This is a genomic window from Halopiger goleimassiliensis (genome assembly GCF_000455345.1).
GTDB classification, from domain to species: Archaea; Halobacteriota; Halobacteria; order Halobacteriales; family Natrialbaceae; genus Halopiger_A; species Halopiger_A goleimassiliensis.
In genome coordinates, this window is record NZ_HG315690.1 from 1,977,377 (window position 1) to 1,994,956 (window position 17,580).

General features: G+C 66.3%; 20 protein-coding genes. 12 read left to right on the top strand and 8 right to left on the bottom strand.

Features of this window, described 5'->3' with window-relative positions:
• Window positions 1-4: 4 nt before the first annotated feature.
• Window positions 5-853, bottom strand: coding sequence for a UbiA family prenyltransferase (locus TX79_RS09655; RefSeq protein ID WP_230198590.1), 849 nt, complete (start codon window positions 851-853; stop codon window positions 5-7).
• Window positions 854-1,165: 312 nt separating this feature from the next.
• Between TX79_RS09655 and TX79_RS09660 the strand changes: the two genes are divergently transcribed.
• The 4 genes from TX79_RS09660 to TX79_RS19670 all read left to right on the top strand — a co-directional run bounded on the left by TX79_RS09660 (window position 1,166) and on the right by TX79_RS19670 (window position 4,208).
• A complete protein-coding gene (locus tag TX79_RS09660) occupies window positions 1,166-1,675 on the top strand; it encodes an Rrf2 family transcriptional regulator (RefSeq protein ID WP_049927237.1) in 510 nt (169 codons plus the stop codon).
• A gap of 260 nt (window positions 1,676-1,935) precedes the next feature.
• Complete coding sequence (gene sucC / locus TX79_RS09665; RefSeq protein ID WP_049927238.1) at window positions 1,936-3,084, top strand: ADP-forming succinate--CoA ligase subunit beta; 1,149 nt, start codon at window positions 1,936-1,938, stop codon at window positions 3,082-3,084.
• A complete protein-coding gene (gene sucD / locus TX79_RS09670) occupies window positions 3,084-3,956 on the top strand; it encodes a succinate--CoA ligase subunit alpha (RefSeq protein ID WP_049927239.1) in 873 nt (290 codons plus the stop codon). Before sucC ends, sucD begins: the two co-directional genes overlap by 1 nt.
• A gap of 126 nt (window positions 3,957-4,082) precedes the next feature.
• Window positions 4,083-4,208, top strand: coding sequence for a universal stress protein (locus TX79_RS19670; RefSeq protein ID WP_195892483.1), 126 nt, complete (start codon window positions 4,083-4,085; stop codon window positions 4,206-4,208).
• A gap of 402 nt (window positions 4,209-4,610) precedes the next feature.
• Here the strand turns inward: TX79_RS19670 and TX79_RS09675 are convergent, their stop codons facing one another.
• Window positions 4,611-5,540, bottom strand: a complete 930-nt coding sequence (locus TX79_RS09675; protein ID WP_049927240.1) for a hypothetical protein — start codon at window positions 5,538-5,540, stop codon at window positions 4,611-4,613.
• 253 nt (window positions 5,541-5,793) lie between these two features.
• Complete coding sequence (locus tag TX79_RS09680) at window positions 5,794-6,696, bottom strand: haloalkane dehalogenase (protein ID WP_049927241.1); 903 nt, start codon at window positions 6,694-6,696, stop codon at window positions 5,794-5,796.
• A gap of 234 nt (window positions 6,697-6,930) precedes the next feature.
• Here TX79_RS09680 and bioB point away from each other — a divergent pair, with 234 nt between their 5' ends.
• The 4 genes from bioB (at window position 6,931) to bioD (ending at window position 11,178) form a co-directional block, all read left to right on the top strand.
• Complete coding sequence (bioB, locus tag TX79_RS09685) at window positions 6,931-8,034, top strand: biotin synthase BioB (protein ID WP_049927242.1); 1,104 nt, start codon at window positions 6,931-6,933, stop codon at window positions 8,032-8,034.
• Window positions 8,035-8,079: 45 nt separating this feature from the next.
• Complete coding sequence (locus TX79_RS09690) at window positions 8,080-9,144, top strand: hypothetical protein (RefSeq protein WP_049927243.1); 1,065 nt, start codon at window positions 8,080-8,082, stop codon at window positions 9,142-9,144.
• A gap of 100 nt (window positions 9,145-9,244) precedes the next feature.
• Window positions 9,245-10,450: an aminotransferase class I/II-fold pyridoxal phosphate-dependent enzyme gene (locus TX79_RS09695; protein ID WP_049927244.1), complete on the top strand. Its 1,206-nt coding sequence runs from the start codon at window positions 9,245-9,247 to the stop codon at window positions 10,448-10,450.
• Window positions 10,447-11,178, top strand: a complete 732-nt coding sequence (bioD, locus tag TX79_RS09700) for a dethiobiotin synthase (protein ID WP_049927245.1) — start codon at window positions 10,447-10,449, stop codon at window positions 11,176-11,178. Before TX79_RS09695 ends, bioD begins: the two co-directional genes overlap by 4 nt.
• Before the next feature lie 18 nt (window positions 11,179-11,196).
• Here bioD and TX79_RS09705 read toward each other — a convergent pair whose 3' ends face one another.
• The gene (locus TX79_RS09705; RefSeq protein WP_154660495.1) at window positions 11,197-11,451 is read right to left on the bottom strand and encodes a C2H2-type zinc finger protein; all 255 of its coding nucleotides are present in this window, start codon (window positions 11,449-11,451) and stop codon (window positions 11,197-11,199) included.
• Window positions 11,452-11,607: 156 nt separating this feature from the next.
• Between TX79_RS09705 and TX79_RS09710 the strand changes: the two genes are divergently transcribed.
• Window positions 11,608-12,684, top strand: coding sequence for a phosphatase PAP2 family protein (locus TX79_RS09710; protein WP_049927246.1), 1,077 nt, complete (start codon window positions 11,608-11,610; stop codon window positions 12,682-12,684).
• Window positions 12,685-12,717: 33 nt separating this feature from the next.
• Here TX79_RS09710 and TX79_RS09715 read toward each other — a convergent pair whose 3' ends face one another.
• From TX79_RS09715 to TX79_RS09725, 3 genes are read right to left on the bottom strand one after another with little or no spacing between them, the layout of a single operon-like run.
• Window positions 12,718-14,205, bottom strand: a complete 1,488-nt coding sequence (locus tag TX79_RS09715; protein ID WP_049927247.1) for a replication factor C large subunit — start codon at window positions 14,203-14,205, stop codon at window positions 12,718-12,720.
• Window positions 14,206-14,248: 43 nt separating this feature from the next.
• Window positions 14,249-14,620 (bottom strand): PIN domain-containing protein, encoded by a 372-nt coding sequence (locus TX79_RS09720; RefSeq protein ID WP_049927248.1) that lies wholly within the window; start codon window positions 14,618-14,620, stop codon window positions 14,249-14,251.
• Window positions 14,621-14,851 (bottom strand): AbrB/MazE/SpoVT family DNA-binding domain-containing protein, encoded by a 231-nt coding sequence (locus TX79_RS09725; protein WP_049927249.1) that lies wholly within the window; start codon window positions 14,849-14,851, stop codon window positions 14,621-14,623.
• A 168-nt stretch (window positions 14,852-15,019) separates the two neighbouring features.
• Between TX79_RS09725 and TX79_RS19300 the strand changes: the two genes are divergently transcribed.
• The 3 genes from TX79_RS19300 to TX79_RS09735 all read left to right on the top strand — a co-directional run bounded on the left by TX79_RS19300 (window position 15,020) and on the right by TX79_RS09735 (window position 17,265).
• Window positions 15,020-15,229, top strand: coding sequence for a hypothetical protein (locus TX79_RS19300; protein WP_154660496.1), 210 nt, complete (start codon window positions 15,020-15,022; stop codon window positions 15,227-15,229).
• 32 nt (window positions 15,230-15,261) lie between these two features.
• The gene (gene nirK, locus TX79_RS09730) at window positions 15,262-16,329 is read left to right on the top strand and encodes a copper-containing nitrite reductase (protein ID WP_049927251.1); all 1,068 of its coding nucleotides are present in this window, start codon (window positions 15,262-15,264) and stop codon (window positions 16,327-16,329) included.
• A gap of 300 nt (window positions 16,330-16,629) precedes the next feature.
• Window positions 16,630-17,265: a hypothetical protein gene (locus TX79_RS09735; protein ID WP_049927252.1), complete on the top strand. Its 636-nt coding sequence runs from the start codon at window positions 16,630-16,632 to the stop codon at window positions 17,263-17,265.
• Here TX79_RS09735 and TX79_RS09740 read toward each other — a convergent pair.
• Window positions 17,262-17,543 (bottom strand): DUF7521 family protein, encoded by a 282-nt coding sequence (locus TX79_RS09740; RefSeq protein WP_049927253.1) that lies wholly within the window; start codon window positions 17,541-17,543, stop codon window positions 17,262-17,264. The genes TX79_RS09735 and TX79_RS09740 overlap by 4 nt on opposite strands.
• Window positions 17,544-17,580 lie beyond the last annotated feature (37 nt).

A 17,580-nucleotide genomic window follows, 5' to 3' on the forward strand; every position in this document is an offset into this window, starting at 1 on the left:
CCGGTTAGAGCACGGTCAGCCAGTCCGCAACGAGGACGACCGCGGCGAGAAATACGTGTTCGCCGTCGACGACGAAGCCGTAGTAAAGCGGCGTGCGATCGGGCGTCGCGAACGGGATGTAGGTAGCGACGTACGCGTTCATCGCGAGGACGACGAGAAACGACGGCTCGAGGAGGTCCGCAGCGACGACGGCGACGACCCCGGCCGCGATGGCGACGTTCGCGACCTGGGCGCTGATCCGGGTCCAGCGCGGACCGACGACGATGGGGACCGTCGCGATACCCTCCTCGCGGTCGCCCTCGATGTCCTTGACGTCGAAGACGACGGCGGCGACGGTGATCATCGCGAACACGTAGGCAGCCAGAAACAGGATCCCGGGGGAGGCGAGGACGTCGTAGTAGTAGCCGACCCCGAGCGGGATCACCCCCCAGGCAGCGCCGACGAAGCAGTTTTTCACGAGGAAGACTCGCTTGAGTCCAACCATCGAGTAGAGGACCGCGGCTACGAGCGGCAACAGCAAGTAGCCGGCACCGGGGACGCCGGCCGCGACCGCCACCAGTATCGCGAGCACGTAGAGGGCCACGCCGAGCGCGAGCCAGCGGCGGCCGTACCGCTTCGTGAACGCGGCCCGGCGGGGGACGTTCCGTTCGTCCTCCGCGAGGTCGGTGATCCGGTTGATCGAGTAGACGAACATCGTCGCCGCGAAGACCAGAAATAGCGGCAACGGCTCGAGCGGGAGGCCGACGAGCCGCGCGGTCGTCACGGCGACCGAAACCGTCGCCAGCGAGATGAAGAGGTTGCTGTGAACGGCGTACAGGATGGTCGTGCGGACGCTCGCCGGCAGGGCCGGCACGTCCCGTCCGGGCGTCGAGGTCACATCAGTCGGGCCCCGTCTCGGGACGGGATAGTCCCGACCCGCGGAACCCTAACCTACGCCTGTCGATTCGACACGCCATCCGCCTGCTAGGCGGTAGCGGACCGACGGCCTTGTGCATTGTGGAGCGACGGGGATCACCCGGGAACTCGAGCACGGGGCCGACTGCGACTCGAGGTCCGAGTCGACGATCCGAGAAACCGGCAATCCAGAACAACTGAACGCGCGGCAGAACGCGTTTCTGCGGCAGACAACGCATGGTATAAAGTTCCGACGCCCCTGACGGTGTGTATGGGACGGATCGAGCTGACCAGTAGCCAACATCGGATCTTAACTGTACTCATCAACCGCTATCAGGCGGAGGACTCGCCGATACCGGCGAAGTCGATCGCGAGCGAGGTCGACCGCGAGCCACGCACCGTACGCAACCAGATGTCGAGCCTGAAGGATCTGGGCCTCGTCGAAGGGATTCCCGGACCCGCTGGGGGATACGAACCGACCTCGACCGCGTTCGACATCCTCGATCGGGAAGCGATCGACGATCCGGAGACGGCCGTTCTCGCGCGCGAGTTCGATCGCGTGGACGCGATCGTCGACGAGATCAGCTTCCCCAACGTCCACCATCCGGAGGCCTGTCGCGCGCGGATTCGCTTCCAGCAGTCGATCCGCGATTTCGACGAGGGCGACGCCATCGCTATCGGTGCGATGCCCGACGCGGAACTCCTGCTGGCCGGGGAGATCGAGGCGATCGAGACCACGCGCAACCAGATCATTCTCGACGTGGCCAGGATCGAAGCCTGACCGGCGGCTCGTCTCGCCGGACCCGTGGGGTCGGCCCGCGGAAATATCGTTATGCGGTCACTTCCCGCCGCTCCTCGCCCCGAAAGGCGGACGATCGTGGACAATCGTCGCGAGTACGTTGCGAGTGTTCACGGCAGTGACGAGTCCGCGAATCCGGCGGTACGAAATGTGAGCGCGGAACCGACGCTCGTTCGGTGATCTCGGTGGCGAGTGGAAACTGGCAGGATTTAAGCAAGGTCGGAACGGCCGTTCGAATGGCTATGAAACTTCACGAGTATCAGGCGAAGCAGGTCTTCGCCGACGCCGGCATCCCGACGCCGGCCTCAGAACTCGCCTCCGACGTCGACGGCGCCGTCGCCGCGGCCGAGGAGATCGGGTATCCAGTCGCCATCAAAGCGCAGGTACAGGTCGGTGGCCGCGGCAAGGCCGGCGGGATCAAACTCGCCGAGGACGAGGCCGAAGCCCGCGAGGCGGCCGAGGAGATCCTCGGCATGGACCTCAAGGGCTACCACGTCGATCGGGTCCTCGTCGAGGAGGCCGTCGACTTCGTGAACGAGCTGTACGTCGGGATCACCCTCGACCGCGGGGAGGGGAAGCCGGTCGCGATGGTCTCGACGAAGGGTGGCGTCAACATCGAGGAAGTCGCCGAGGAAGACCCCGACGCCATCGCTCGAGAGCACATCGATCCCTCGTTCGGCATGCACCCCTACCAGGCCCGCAAGGCCGTCTACGACGCGGGCGTCGACCAGGCCGTCGCGCGCGACGTCTCCAACGTCCTGATGACGCTGTACGACCTCTGGGAGAGCCGGGACGGCTCCGACGCCGAGATCAACCCGCTGATGGTCACGAGCGACGACGAGGTCATCGCGGCCGACGCCGTGATGAACATCGACGAGGACGCGCTGTTCCGCCAGCCCGAACTCGCCGAGATGGAAGAGGAAGCGGCGGGCGGCGACGAACTCGAGCAGAAGGCCGACGAGTACGGCTTCGACTACGTCCGCCTCTCGGGTAACGTCGGCATCATCGGCAACGGCGCTGGGCTCGTGATGACGACGCTCGACCTCGTCGACCACTACGGCGGCGAGCCGGCCAACTTCCTCGACGTCGGCGGCGGCGCGAAGGCCGAACGGATCGCCAACGCCCTCGACATGGTCTTCTCCGACGACAACGTCGACGCCGTCGTCTTCAACATCTTCGGCGGCATCACGCGCGGCGACGAGGTCGCCCGCGGGATCAACGAAGCCCTCGAGGCGTTCGACGAGATTCCCAAGCCGGTCGTGGTCCGGCTGGCCGGCACCAACTGGGAGGAAGGGATGGAGATTCTGAACGAGGACCTCGTGACGGTCGAACAGACCCTCGAGGACGCGGTCCAGCGTACTGTCGAGTACGCCCAGGAGGTGAACGAATAATGAGCGTTCTAGTCGACGACGACACGCGCGTCGTGGTACAGGGTATCACCGGCGGGGAAGGCAAGTTCCACGCCGAACAGATGATGGAGTACGGCACCAACGTCGTCGCGGGTGCGGTGCCGGGCAAGGGCGGTCAGGAGGCCGCCGGCGTTCCCGTCTACGACACGGTCCACGAGGCCGTCGAAGAGGAAGACGCCGACACGTCGGTCATCTTCGTCCCGCCCGCGTTCGCGGGCGACGCCATCTTCGAGGCGCTGGACACGGACCTCGATCTGGCCGTCGCCATCACGGAGGGGATCCCGACCCAGGACATGGCGCGGGTCAACAAGCGCCTCTCCGAGACCGACACGCGTCTGATCGGCCCGAACTGTCCCGGTCTCATCACGCCCGGCGAGTCCAAGCTCGGCATCCTCCCCGGCAACATCTTCTCCGAGGGGAACGTCGGGCTCGTCTCCCGCTCGGGGACGCTGACCTACCAGGTGGTCGACAACCTGACCGACCGCGGCCTCGGTCAGAGTACCGCCATCGGTATCGGCGGCGACCCGATCATCGGCACCGACTTCATCGACGCCCTCGAGCTGTTCGAGAACGACCCCGAAACCGAAGCGATCGTCATGTGCGGCGAGATCGGCGGCGAGGACGAGGAAGAGGCCGCCGCCTACATCGACGAACACGTCGACACGCCCGTCGCCGGCTTCATCGCCGGCCGCACGGCCCCGCCGGGCAAGCGTATGGGTCACGCCGGCGCGATCGTCTCCGGCTCCGGCACCGGCACCGCCGAGAGCAAGATCAACGCCTTGAACGACGCGGGCGTCCCCGTCGGCGACACGCCCGAGGAGGTCGCCGACCACATCGAGGAGTTCCTGGGTTAAGGTAGCTCGAAAGCCGCGACGATCGCGGGTCACGAACCGACGTTTCGGCCGTCTTTCTCCCCGATTTCTTCCGTTCAGCATCCCTACACCCTCAGCGGATTCGGACTCCCGCTCGCATTGCTCGGCGTGTACGAGACCGTACTGGCGTCGGTCGACGGCTCGGACGGCGCTGCGGAAACACTGACGCCCGCGATCGACCTCGCTAGGCAGAACGACGCGACCCTCGAGTTCCTCTACGGCGTCGAAGCCTGACGCCGTCGTCGATCGGGTCGGCCGTCAGCGGCCGGCCGAACGTCGATGGGGTCGTCAGTCGTACCGTAACTGTGGCCGTCAGTATCGTCTGTGACGACTGCGGTAACCGTCACACGATCCCCGATCGACCCCTCGGACCCGGAAGCGGGACGACCTGTCCGAACTGTGGCGGGGTGTCGTACTCCGTCCGATCTGCGGACCTCGAGTGGCATCCAGATCGGTAACCCTCGGGCCGTCGGTCCGTCGGCTCGTGGACAGGGTTCAGCCTCCCGGTGAGGGTCTATCGTCGCTCGATTCGAGTTCGAGGGGCGTCGCTATCGGCTCTATCGAACGACATCGAGAGCGTCGAAGCGAAAACGAGTGGGTGACCACAGGGGCCACGACCGACAGGTTGCAAGGCGTCTAGAACGGGAAGAGCTTCCCGAGCAATCGACGGAGGAACCCGGGACTCGAATCGTCGTCGGCGTCTCCCGTATCGTCCGTACCGGTGTCGGCGTCAGCACCGGTTCCGGAGTCGAGGGCGTCAGACTCCCCACCAGTCGTATCGTCGGTCGGGTCATCGACCGTCGCGGATCCGGTATCTTCCGGCGACGCCGAGTCGGTGTCCGACTCGAGACGCCCGAGGTCGAGTCCGACGTCGCCGTCGTCGGCCTCGTCGTTTGCCTCGACGTCCGTCTCCCCCGTTTCGTCGTCGGCCTCGTCGCCGGGCATCGGCAGATCCGGCGCGCGGTCGTTGTCGGCGATCCGATCGGTGTTCGAGTCCGTTTCGTCGGCGGTATCGGAGTCGCTCGAGCCGGTCCAGCCGTCCTCATCGTCCCCGAACACGTTCGCGACGTCGTCGTCGGTCGCACCCTTGGGCGTCTCGTTCCCGCCAAAGACGTCCGTCGCCGTCGTCGTGTCCGTATCGTCGGCCGCGTCGTTCGACTCGTCCGCCGGGTCGATCCAGAGGAACTCCTCGCCTTTCGTTCGGCCGGTCAACAGGAGGTCGGCGAGCTCCTCCTCGTCGGCGCGGAGGTCCTCGTCGATCGGATCGAGCTCCGGCTCGGGTTCGTCCGCGCTGGCGATGATGTCCTCGGGACTCTCGTCCTCGAGCAGCTCGTCGGTGTCGTCGCTCTCGACGTCGTCCTTGAGTTGGCCGAAGACCGAGGCCGCTGTCTGGTCCTCGATCCCGTCGTCCTCGTCGGGTTCTTCCCCCCGGTCGTCCGCGTCGTCCCCACGCTCGACGTCGGTCTCGAACGGCCCTTCGTCTATCCCCCCGAATAGCTCTTCGGCGCTCGAGCCGACCTCAACCCCACCGTCCGTCGATTTTTCGTCGCTCGTACTGTCGGTCATGGACTCGTTCGGTTAAACTACATTATCACACGTAATCAAGTTTTGGAATTATTTTCAGTTATCTCCCGGGAGATATCGAACATATGAGCCTAACGGCCGACGGGGCGTCGTCGCCGTCCACCGGGTGAACGATCGTGTGTTTTTCCACCAGCATCGATTCACAAACGGGGAGAAACGACTAGCGGATGGAGACCGCGGTGGGTGATCGGTTCCGGCGTGACGAACGGGGAACGAGGACGGGGGGAGGTCTCAGTCAGTCGATCCGCTCGAGGGGCGTTCGATCGACGAACTCGACGATGTGGTCGGCGATCTCCTCGCCGGCGTCCTCCTGGAGGAAGTGTGCGGCCTCGTCGATCCAGACGTCGGGTTGGTCGGTCGCCGTGGGAATGTGATGACGAAGCGGATCCCGATCGTGGGACGTGATCGGATCCTCCCTCGCGAACAGCACGAAGGCGGGTTTCTCCCACTCGCCGAGACGGTCCTGGGTTTCGGCCATCAGCTCCGCGCCGGGATCGTCGGGCGACGTCGGAACGAGGCCCGGGAACGTCCGCGCGGCGGCCATGTATCGCTCGTCGGGGAACGGCGCGCGGTAGGCCTCCACGACCTCCTCCGGGAGGTCACGGTAGCAGCCGTTGCGGACGAGTCTGCCGATATCGAGGTCCTCTGCGGTCGCCACCATCTCGGCGAACTCGTGCCACCGGTCGCTCATCTCCTGGGTGCCGTCCGGGACGCCGGTGTTCATCGGCACCAGCCGCGCGAACCGGTCGGACTGGTGGGCGGCGAGCGCCAATCCGAGGACGCCGCCCCAGTCCTGGCAGACGAGCGTGATATCGGTCAGATCGAGTTCCTCGACGAACGTTCGGAGCGCGTCGTAGTGCATCCGGACCGAGTACTCGTCGGGGTCCTCGTACCGATCCGACCGACCACAGCCGATGAGGTCTGGAACGACGACGCGGCCACGCTCGGCCAGGGTGGGGATCATCTTGCGATAGAGGAACGACCACGTGGGTTCGCCGTGCAGACAGAGGAACGTCTCCTCGCCCTCTCCGTCGGTTTCGACGTACGCCATCCGTAGCTCCCCGACGTCGACGTACTGCGGTTCGTACTCGAAGTCCGGAACGTCCTCGAAGTGCTCTTCCGAGATACTGACAACCATACGACGCGATACCATGTCACCATATTCAAAGATTGTGGAACGGAAAGAAACCGTTCACCCATTGCGGACGGCGGAAACGAGTCGCGTCCGCGTCTTCCGACCGGTGCGTCTCTCGAGCGTGCCTCCGATCGAAACACGCCGAACGCGGATGGAGGGGTTGCCATCCGTCACGGGGGTTCGCAAGAGCCGCGACCATCCACAATCATTATGGTCTCGTCAACCACACAATTGGACGTGGTTTACGAGACTGGAAACGCGACGGTCGACGACGCCCTCGAGCGGGTGTTCGCCGGCGAGCGACTCGACCGGACCGACGGGCTCGCGTTGCTGGCACAACCGGTCGACGTGCTCGCGGAGGCCGGTGCGGCCGTGCGCGATCACTTCGGTGACGGGACGGTCGACGCCTGTTCGATCGTCAACGCGAAGGCCGGCAACTGCGCCGAGGACTGTGGCTTCTGTGCCCAGTCGGTCCACTTCGACACCGGCATCGACACCTACGACTTCCTCGAGCCGGAGCGGATCCTCGAGGCCGCGAAGCGAGCCGAACGCGACGGCGCACAGCGATTCGGGATCGTCGTCGCGGAGAAGGGCGTTTCGAAGGAACGCCGTCCCGACGAGTGGGACGACGTCATCCGCGCGATTCGCCTCGTCCGCGAGGAGTGTGACCTCGAGATCGACGCCTCACTCGGGATTCTCACCGGGGAGGAAGCCGAGATCCTCGTCGAGGAGGGGATCAACCACTACAACCACAACATCGAGACCTCGCCGCGGTACTTCCCCGAGATCGTCGACACCCACAGCTTCGAGGACCGGGTGAAGACCCTCGAGATCGCCAAGGAGGCCGGAATGGACCTCTGTGCCGGCGTCATCCTCGGCATGGGTGAGACGCCGACCGACCGCGTCGAGGCGGCCATCGCCCTGCAGGAGATCGGAGTCTCCTCGCTGCCGGTCAACGTGCTCAATCCCGTTCCGGGGACGCCGCTGGCCGAGCAGGGCGTCGACATCACCACCGAGGAGATCGTCAAGACGGTCGCGGTGTACAAACTGCTCCACCCCGAGTCCCGCGTGCGCCTGACCGGCGGCCGCGAGGCCAACCTCGCGCCCGAGGAGCAACACCTGCCCCTCGAGGCCGGTGCCGACGGTATCCTGACGGGCGATTACCTGACGACCGAGGGCCAGTCGCCCGGCGAGGACATCGAGATCATCGAACGGGCTGGCCTCGAGCCCAATCGCGAGGCCAACGAGTTCGACCCCGAGGAGGTCAAGGCCCGCCACGGCGTCGACACGGAGTCGACCGAGACGACGGCGAGTGCGGCTGGCGAACCGACTGACGACTGACCAGCATCGACTGACGACCGCCTGGAGACGACACTACCGACAACAATGGACGACGTTACGTTCGCAGTACTGGGAACCGGAGGTATCGGCCGACGAGCGCTCGAGGTCAGCCAGCACAAGGACCACTTGACCCCCGTCGCGGCGTGTGATCGCCACGGCGTCGCCATCGACTTCGACGGACTCGACGTTGACGAACTGCTGGCCGCGACGGAGGGCAATATCGACAACGAGGTCGCCACGGACGGCGGCACGGGAACCGCAGCAGCCGAGAGCGAGGGCGGCGTCAAACAGCACGGCGAGGACAGAGGCGTCGTCGCCAGCGAACAGGCCCGTCCCAGCGAGGACCCCATCCAGGAGATCATCGATCACGGCGACGGCATCGACGCCGTGTTGCTCGCCCTGCCGAACTACGAGCACGACTTCATCCCGCGGACCGCGGACCGATTCGTCGAGGGTGGCTACTCGGGCGTGCTGATCGACGTGCTCAAACGATCGCGCGTGATCGAGATGCTCGACGAGCGCAGCGAGGCGTTCGAGGACGCGGGAATCACGTTCATCTGCGGCGCTGGTGCGACGCCCGGCCTGCTGACCGGCGCGGCGGCGCTCGCCGCTCAGTCGTTCGTCGAAGTCGAATCGGTCGACATCTGGTGGGGCGTCGGCCTCAAGTCCGGCTACGAGGACAACCGCGGCACCGTCCGCGAGGACATCGCACACCTCCCGGAGTACGACATCGAAACCGCCCGCGAGATGTCCGACGAGGAGATCGAAGCCGTGATCGACGACCACGACGGCGTCATCGAGTTCGAGGACATGGAACACGCCGACGACGTTCTGTTAGAGCGCGCCGGGATCTGCGACGCCGAAGACGTCGAGGTCGGCGGGATTCTCGACGTGCGCAGCGACGAGAAGCCCACGACGACCACGGTCCGGGTCACGGGTCGGACCTTCGACGGCGAGACGGCGACCAACACGTTCCAGCTCGGCGACGAGACGAGCATGGAAGCCAACGTCAACGGTCCCGCGCTGGGCTACCTCAAAGCGGGCGTGCGCCGGAATCGCGCCGGCGAGTACGGCGTTTTCGGACCCGCCGAACTGATGCCCGGCTTCTGAGCCGGCAGTTCGATTCACCGTCACGATCCGTCCATCAGTAAAAATGTCGCCAGCAGTGAATCGTGAAAGTAAAATCAGGTCACCGTCACGGTCCACTCGAATGGACGATCGCGGGTTCGATCTCGAGGACCGACTGGCCCGACGGGAAGCGGACGAACTGAAGCGGGAACTGGCTCCCGTCGATCGGATCGCCGAGCGGGGCTACTTCGCACACGCTGCGGGCAGTGACCTGCCGGTCCTCGACGGCGAGGAGGCGCTGGTGTTCGCCTCGAACAACTACCTGGGATTGACCGACGACGAACGCGTCGAAAACGCCGCGAGACAGGCGGCCTCGGTCGTGGGCACCGGGGCCGGCGCGAGCCGACTCGTCACCGGCGATACGATGGTCCACCGGGACCTGGAACGCCAACTCGCCGAAACGAAAGGGACCGAGCGAGCGCTCGCCTTCTCCTCGGGCTACGCCGCGAACGTGGGGACGATCACCGCGCTCGAACCGGACGTCGTCTTCTCGGACGAGTACAACCACGCCAGCATCATCGACGGCTGTCGACTCGCCGACGCCGAGACGATCGTCTACGACCACTGCGACGCCGCGAGCCTCGAGTCGAAACTCGAAGCGCGCGCCGAGGCGGCGGCCGACGGCGAGTCCTGGCTGATCGTCACCGATTCGGTCTTCAGCATGGACGGCACCGTCGCACCCCTCCCGGCGATCTGTGACCTCGCCGACGCCTTCGGCGCGTGGGTGATGGTCGACGAGGCTCACGCGACCGGACTCTACGCCAACGGCGGCGGAGTCGTCCAGGCCGAAGGCCTCGAGGACCGCGTCGACGTCCAGATGGGGACGCTCTCGAAGGCGCTGGCCAGCCAGGGCGGCTACGTCGCCGGCAGCGAAGCGTTGATCGAGTGGCTGGTCAACGACGCCCGCTCGTTCGTCTTCTCGACCGGCCTCACGCCGCCGGCCGCGGCCGCCGCGAGCGAGGCGCTCCACGTCGCCCGCCACGGCGACGTCCGCGAGCGCCTCTGGGACAACGTCGCCCACCTCAGGGACGGCCTCGAGTCGATGGGCTACCGGGTGCTGGGCGACTCACAGATCCTGCCGGTCCTCGTGGGCGACCGGGAGGACGCCCTCCTGCTCGCCGACGGCTTGCGCGAGCGAACCGTCGTCGCGCCGGCGATCCGTCCGCCGACGGTTCCCGAGGGAACCAGCCGTATTCGGGTGGTTCCGATGGCGACGCACACCCACGAGGACATCGTGGCCTGTCTCGAGGCGTTCCAGGCGGCCGGCGAGGAGGTGGGGCTGCTGTGAGCGACGCGACCCCCGTGGCCGTCGTCGGAACCGGCACCGGTATCGGCAAGACCGTCGTGACGGCCGGCCTCACCCGCTGGCTCCGGGACCAGGGGATCGACGCGCGGGCGATCAAACCCGCACAGACGGGGTATCCGCCCGACGACGACGCCGGGTTCGTCGCCGCGGTCTGCGACGACCCCGCGGCCGCCACCTGCCCGCGCTATCTCGAACCCGCGCTCGCCCCGCGGGTCGCCGCGGACGTCGCCGACGAACCGCTATCCTACGAGTCGGTTCTCGAGGCCTGTCGTACGGAAATCGAGGACGCCGAACTCCCGCTGGTGGAGGGCATCGGCGGCCTCCGCGTGCCCCTCGCCGGCGACGAGGAGGTGATCGACCTCGTGGCCGACCTCGAGGCGACGGCCGTCGTCGTCACGCGGTCCGGGCTCGGAACTCTCAACCACACGGCGCTGTCGGTCGAGGCGCTCGAACGACGCGGCGTCGAGGTAGCGGGAATCGTCGTCAACGGCTACGCGGGGGAGACGCTCGCCGAGCGGACGAACCCCGCGGAACTCGAGCGGCTGACCGGTCACACGGTCGAGACGGTGCCACCGGTCGGCGACGGCTTCACGCCCGGCGAGGACGTCTCCCCTGGCGAGTCGGGGCCGCCGCCCGAACGTCTCGCGACGGCGGTCCACGAGGGGCTGTCGGACGGGTTCCTCGAGCGTCTCGCGGCACTAACGCGCTGAATTGATCCGAACGGCGGATCAGACAGACGACTGCCGCCCGGAGCCGGTGGACGAGGCGTGCTCTACGGTATCGTCGCCGGCGACCGACGATTCGTCGGGTCGGGCGGCGTCAGTCGTCGACCGTTCGTCGACCTCGTCGGTGCCTTCTGCAGCGGCGTCGACGAGCGCGGAGACGACCTCGGACTTCCGGTGGCTGACCTCGAGGTGGACCTGGAGGTCGGTCCGGTCGGCGAACGTCTCGGGACAGAGCGGACAGCACTGTGGGTCGGTCATCTGGCCACTCACCAGTAGAACGAACGCTGGAACTCCCCGTAATAGTGTCGGTGTGTTCACATTCTAACCGTTCAGGTAGCGCTGACGAACGAATCGCCGATCCGCGGTCGGGCCACACCGGACGACCTTTCCCCCGGTAGAGCATTAGGTGTCGGTATGGCACGCGGTATCGGGGCGGTAGAAGCGATCCAGTCCGCGCTGCCGGACTGGCTGTCTGTCGTCTTCGCGTTGCTCACGCAGTTGGGGGACATCTGGTTTCTGGCCTGTCTCCTCGCCGTTCTGTACTGGTTCAACGTCCCCGACCAGGACGACGTCGCGACGCTCGCCGGCGTCTGGATCGCCGGGATGGGGCTGTACAAAGGCCTCAAATCGGTGTTCGGGTTTCCCCGACCCGATCGCCCGTTGCTCGAGGCCGACCTCCTTCCGTGGGTCGTCCGGCCGCTGTACGAGGCGACGGCGTTCGCCACGGGATACGGCTTCCCGAGCGGACACGCCGTCAACACGACCATCGTCTACGTCGGGCTGGCGTATCTCCTCTCCGTCGGAACGCCGCGCAGGCGCTTCGGCGTCGCCGGCGTGCTCGTCGCGACCGTCTCGTTCACCCGGGTCGCGCTCGGACTCCACTATCTGATCGACGTGCTCGCCGGCGTCGCGGTCGGCGTGACGTTACTGTGTGGCGCAGGGCTTCTGATCCGCTGGATGCCGAACAACCGAACGACGGTTCCGCTCGGCCTCGGCGTCGGATTCGCCGGCTTCTTTTTCCGGGCCAGCGATGCGGATCCGGACGCGATATTCCTGCTCGGCGCTGCCCTCGGCGCGTTCGCCGGCTGGCAGTTCGTCGTCCTCGGCCGCGAACTCGTCGCCATCTCCCGCCCGTCCGTGGCGCTTCGACCGCTCGCACTCCGGGGCGGACTCGCGACGATTGCACTCGCGCCAGTCGTCGCTGCGCTCGAGGTTTTCCCCTTCCTGTCCGTCTATTCGGTGGGCGGCGTCGTCGGACTGCTCGCGACCGGGATCGTCGTCGTCCCGGTGCTGCGCTACTCCGAGCGCGCCCGACGAGTCGGCGTCGCAGTGACGTTCTGGCTTCGGATGGCCGTCGTCGGCACGCGGTATCTCTGCAGACCGAGCACGTGGCGACGAGCCGGTAGGCTGGTGCGGCGTTACTCCGTCAAAACCGGTCGATGGCTCCGGAGTCGGTGGCGACGCGCCCGCTCGAACTCCGACAACGAGTGAACGGCTGGTCCCGACGCCGTCGAGTCGCCAGCGCTAGACGAAGTCGTTGAGTCCGGACTGGTTCTCGTCCGCCGGATCGTCGCTCGCGTCTACCTCGGCGTCGTCGTCGGCATCGGCGTCTCCAGCCGTACTCGCGGCAGCGAGCGTCTCCTGCTCGTCCTCGTCGGTTCCAGCGTCGTCCTCGACACTCGATCCGTCGGCGGCCCCCTCGCGCTCGAAGAAGGCCGCTCCCGAGTGTTCGACGGCCTGTTCCTCGAGCAGTTCCTCGGCGTCCTCGACGATGGACTGGACCTTGTTGGTGTCCTTCCCGCTGCCGGTGACGAACGAGACTTCCGCCTCGTCGAGTTCGTAGGTCGCGGCCATTCGGACCGTCAGGTCGCGGTTCTTGCAGTGATGGGTCATCGCCGAGAGGAACGGGAGGATCTCCCGGCGGGCCGTCGCGACGCTCGTGCCCTCGCGTTCGGCGATCCGCTCGGCGATGGAATCGCGAGTGTTGCGTGTCCCCTTGCTGCGGCCGAGTTTCGACCAGTAGCTCGGCGGGCCGTAGCGGGTCCAGCCGCCTTTCGGCTCGCGCCGGGCGGCGGCGACCCCGGCGGTCATGTTGTCGGTGGCGTACCGCCAGAACGAGTAGTTCTGCGTCGAGCGGACGCGACCGAGCCAGCGGTCGGCGTTCGCGAGGAACTCGTAGGCGTCGGCCAGTTCCGCGCCCTCGTAATCCTTCGGGACGTTGTCCTCGATCCAGTTCAACATCTCGTCGGGGTTCTCGTCGACGTCGTACGATGCCCGCAGCGCCCCCTCGGCGTCCTCCTCCTTGATGAGGGTATCGAGGAAGTCGAAGATCCCCTCGGTGGTGTCGCGCTGGCCGGTGACGACGTCGTCGACGGTTAGTCGCTCGGCCTCCTCGGCGATCGCCTGCAGGTCGTTGACCGCCGAGCGCAGGTCGCCGCTGGTGTCCTCGGCGATCCGCTCTAAGGCCGCGTCTTCGTACTCGATCCCCTCCTTCCGGCAGATGTCCCGGAGGACGGGGACGATCGAGCGCTTCGAGACGTCGCGGAACTCGATCGTCTCGCACGCGTTCCGGAGGGACTGGCTCATGTCGTAGAACTCGTTGGCCACGAGGACGATCGGCTGGTTGGCGTCCTTGACGACGCGTGTGACTTCGCGGGAGCCGCCGTAGTCGGCGTTGCCGTGGAAGTTGTCGGCCTCGTCCAGGACGACCAGTCGGCGACCCGCTTCCCCACCCGTGAGGGTCCCGCTCTTGGAGGCCTCGCCCGCGATGCGTTCGATGACGTCGGCCTGGCGGTTGTCGCTGGCGTTGAGTTCCATCACCGGCCAGCCCATGTCGTTGGCCAGCGCGTGGGCCGCGGAGGTCTTGCCCACGCCCGGACTGCCGTGGACGATCACCGCGTCCCGGTGCTCGTCCCAGGTCTCGGCCCACTCTTTCAGTTTATCGCGGGCCTTGTTGTTGCCGCGTACCTCCGACAGCGTCGTCGGACGGTACTTCTCGGTCCAGTCGCTCATTGGGACGTGGTTGGTGCGAGTCGCGTTTAGTGGTTGCGGAGCGTTACTCGTCGACCGTTTTCAGGTCGAGACGGGAGGCTACTCCATCGTACGTATCGTCGCTCGAGACGATGGTATCGCCGTTAGATTCGACGAGGTGAAGTGCGTCGAACGGGGTGAATCCTCGGTCTTCCACGTACGTCGCCGCCGTCACGACCGTCTCCACGTCACCGCGTACCTCGACGAGGTTGGCGGCGTTCGAAACGACGCGTTCGGTATCACGTTCCTCCCGGTAGGCGACCAGCAGGAGTTCGATGAGCGTGAACTGGGACGTCCACAACTCGTCACGGTGTTCCCGGTATACCGTTTCAGCAGCATCCCCAAGCCAGTCCTCGTCCTTGATGAGCGCGAGGAGAAAATCCGTCTCCGCATACATCTATCGTCCGGCCTCGTCGATGGCGTCGTCACGGGCCTTCTCGCGAAGTTCGTCGGCCGACTTATCGACGTCCGCGAATTCGTCCCTGAGTGCCTCGAGCGGGTTGTCGGCGATCGGTACCAGTTTGATCCCGTCAGGAAGCTGAACGACGTGATATCGGTCTCCGTATCGCTCTCGGACCTCCTTCGGGAGCGTGAGACGGCCACGGTCGTCCAGCGCTACGTCGGACATGCCGCCGTCTACGGTGGGCAAAAGCAAAAGTGTTCCCCGGTGTGACCACGATACCCACCACCGGCGTTACGCGTCGAGGGCGTTTCCGGGACCGAACGCCGCGTTCCCCGTGAGTCGAGCAGACCGAATTTACGTCGCGATCTATCGACTTCTCGGTCCGATCGCTCGGTGGGACGCGGGAGGGGTGCGCCGTGTCTGGCGGCTACGGAGCGTCGCTCCCCAGCGACCGTCTCCGGATCGAGCGAGACGCCCGCGTCCGTGGCGTCGCTCGAGACGAACGGAGGGAGCTACTGCGGCATCGGCATCGACGTCACGATCGGTGTGGCGTACTTCGCGTCGTTCGGGACCGCGCTCGAGTCGCCTGCACATTCCGGCTGAACTGGTTTCGCGTTCTCAGGTAGGGATTCGATGTGGTCCGAACCATCAACCGACGCGAACTCATTCGAACCGTCGGCGCGGTCGGTACAACGAGCGCGCTCGCCAGTTACGGCGTCTCCGCCCAGGACGACGAGGACGAAGGGGAGAGTCGTCCGGCGGAAGAACCGGACGTCGATACCGTCGCGGCCGATCCGGCGGACGTTCCCGACCCCGTCGACTGGAACGAGCCGCGGCGTCACGAGATCGAAATCGAGACGCGCGAACTCGTCGCGGAGGTCGAAAGCGGCGTCACCTACCCGTTCATGACGTTCGGCGGCGAGATTCCCGGACCGTTCGTCCGAGTGCGCGAGGGCGACGTGGTTCACCTGACGTTCACCGTTCCCGACGAGTTCAACGCGGACATTCACAACATGGACTTCCACGCGGTGTACGGTCCGGGCGGCGGGGCCGAAGATACGACCATCGCCCCCGGCGACGAAGCGGCGGAAATCGAGTTCACGGCCCGCTACCCCGGCGCGTTCTTCTACCACTGTGCGCCCGGCCAGCACGACTATCACATCGGGTCGGGGATGTTCGGGACCATCCTCGTCGAACCCCAGGAGGGACTCCCCGAGGTTGACCGCGAGTACTACCTCGGGCAGCACGAACTCTACACGGACATGGCGTACGGAGAGGAGGGCCACCACACCTTCGACTTCGACGCCGCGGCCGACGAGAACCCGACGTACGTCCTGTTCAACGGCGAACAGGGCCGGTTCACCGAGGACGGCGACTACGGCCCACTCGAGGCCGACACGGAGGAGACGGTCCGCATCTACTGGGCGAACGCCGGGCCGAACCTCGTGAGCGGCCCCCACCCCATCGGCAACGTCTGGACCCGCTGGTACGAGTACGGGGACGTCGTCTCCGAACCGGCACACTACGTCGAGGGGGCCGCGCTCCCCGCTGGCGTCACCGGCATCGGCGAGATCGACACTCCGGTTCCCGGGCCGATCAGCCTCGTCGACCACGCCCTGTCGCGGACCGTCCGAAAGGGCCTCCTCGCGCAACTGCACGTGGAAGGCGACGCCGACTACGAGACGTTCGATCCCGAGACGTAGACCGAATCGCCCGGATCTGGTCTGTTGACTCCGAGCGGAGTTAGCGAGGAACCCGGTCCGTCGTATTACGCCACATTTATGTTAACAATACTGAGTGTGTAGTGGCATGTCGAAACCGGCAGGCGACCTCCTCGAGCCGCTCTCGGAACTCGCCGTCCCGTTCCCGACCACGAACGATCTGACGGACGACCGACCAGTTGGTTGCGGTGGGGACGATACCCGAGGTCGACGCTCGCCGGCCGCGTTCTGTACTCGTTGCACGAACAACCATTATGCACTTCCCCATCGATATGTGGGATCATGGCCGACGCGGAGCGGATCCCGATCCCGGTCGGCACGGGAACGGTCGCCGGGATCGCGGCGTGGCTGGTCGGCTACGGCGGCACCTACCTGCTGGTCGGCGGGGTGCTTCGCGCGGAGTTTCGCGCCCTCGGCCTCGAGACGCTGGTCGACGCCGCTGGTCGGCCGACGCTCGTCGGCTGGCTGTTCTTCAACGCTCACGGCGTGGAGGTTCACAGCGAGGGCCTCGAGGTCGCGCTCGCACCGGGGAACGGGAACTTCGTCGCGGCCGGCGTCGGGAACCAGGTCGTGCTGTACCTCCTCGTTCCGCTCGTCTTGCTCGTCGCGGGTGCGGTCGTCGTCCGGCGGTATCGAACCCGACTGCCGACGCGAACCGATGCAGCGCTGGCCGGAGCGACGGTGGCCGTGGGCTACCTGCTGTGTACGGTGGTCGCGCTCGTCGCGTTCGCGGCGAGCCTCGACGGGGCGGTCGTCAGACCGGATCCGCTGTACGGCGTCGTACTCGCGGGGCTCGCGTCACCGATCGCGTTCGGGGCAGTCGGCGGCCTGCTCGCAGCCGGAGTGACGCGCGGCTCGGGATCGAATCGGGATACCGGACGAAACGCGACGGGGAGTTCCGACGATCGAGTCCGTTAGCGATACAGGGAGAGATAGAGCATCCCGAAACCGATGATGAACGGGACGGTTTCGACGATGTAGAAGAAAGTCACGGGGGACGATAGCTGTGAGACGATCGTCGTGAGTGCGACCCCCATGCTGAGGAAGGCGAAGCCGATGAACGCGGACTCGAGTCGGTCGGACGGGTTCGCCCGGTAGGACTGGAAACTGATGAGCGTCAACCCGAGTGCGAGGGCGAAGACGCTCAGTTGCATCAGCATCAAGACCACGTCGAGGAGTTCGGATGCGTCGATCATCGTCGATAGCGGTGTCGTGATCGGGAGCGTGCAGGCA

What these genes read in the sequence shown, in the direction of transcription:
- TX79_RS09680 (WP_049927241.1), bottom strand. Translation starts at nt 6,696, where the DNA reads ATGGTTGTCAGTATCTCGGAAGAGCACTTCGAGGACGTTCCGGACTTC.
- TX79_RS09705 (WP_154660495.1), bottom strand. Translation starts at nt 11,451, where the DNA reads ATGACCGACCCACAGTGCTGTCCGCTCTGTCCCGAGACGTTCGCCGAC.
- TX79_RS09725 (WP_049927249.1), bottom strand. Translation starts at nt 14,851, where the DNA reads ATGTCCGACGTAGCGCTGGACGACCGTGGCCGTCTCACGCTCCCGAAG.
- TX79_RS09710 (WP_049927246.1), top strand. Translation starts at nt 11,608, where the DNA reads ATGGCACGCGGTATCGGGGCGGTAGAAGCGATCCAGTCCGCGCTGCCG.
- TX79_RS09735 (WP_049927252.1), top strand. Translation starts at nt 16,630, where the DNA reads ATGGCCGACGCGGAGCGGATCCCGATCCCGGTCGGCACGGGAACGGTC.
- TX79_RS09695 (WP_049927244.1), top strand. Translation starts at nt 9,245, where the DNA reads ATGGACGATCGCGGGTTCGATCTCGAGGACCGACTGGCCCGACGGGAA.
- TX79_RS09675 (WP_049927240.1), bottom strand. Translation starts at nt 5,540, where the DNA reads ATGACCGACAGTACGAGCGACGAAAAATCGACGGACGGTGGGGTTGAG.
- TX79_RS09715 (WP_049927247.1), bottom strand. Translation starts at nt 14,205, where the DNA reads ATGAGCGACTGGACCGAGAAGTACCGTCCGACGACGCTGTCGGAGGTA.
- TX79_RS09740 (WP_049927253.1), bottom strand. Translation starts at nt 17,543, where the DNA reads ATGATCGACGCATCCGAACTCCTCGACGTGGTCTTGATGCTGATGCAA.
- sucC (WP_049927238.1), top strand. Translation starts at nt 1,936, where the DNA reads ATGAAACTTCACGAGTATCAGGCGAAGCAGGTCTTCGCCGACGCCGGC.
- sucD (WP_049927239.1), top strand. Translation starts at nt 3,084, where the DNA reads ATGAGCGTTCTAGTCGACGACGACACGCGCGTCGTGGTACAGGGTATC.
- TX79_RS09690 (WP_049927243.1), top strand. Translation starts at nt 8,080, where the DNA reads ATGGACGACGTTACGTTCGCAGTACTGGGAACCGGAGGTATCGGCCGA.
- TX79_RS09720 (WP_049927248.1), bottom strand. Translation starts at nt 14,620, where the DNA reads ATGTATGCGGAGACGGATTTTCTCCTCGCGCTCATCAAGGACGAGGAC.
- TX79_RS09660 (WP_049927237.1), top strand. Translation starts at nt 1,166, where the DNA reads ATGGGACGGATCGAGCTGACCAGTAGCCAACATCGGATCTTAACTGTA.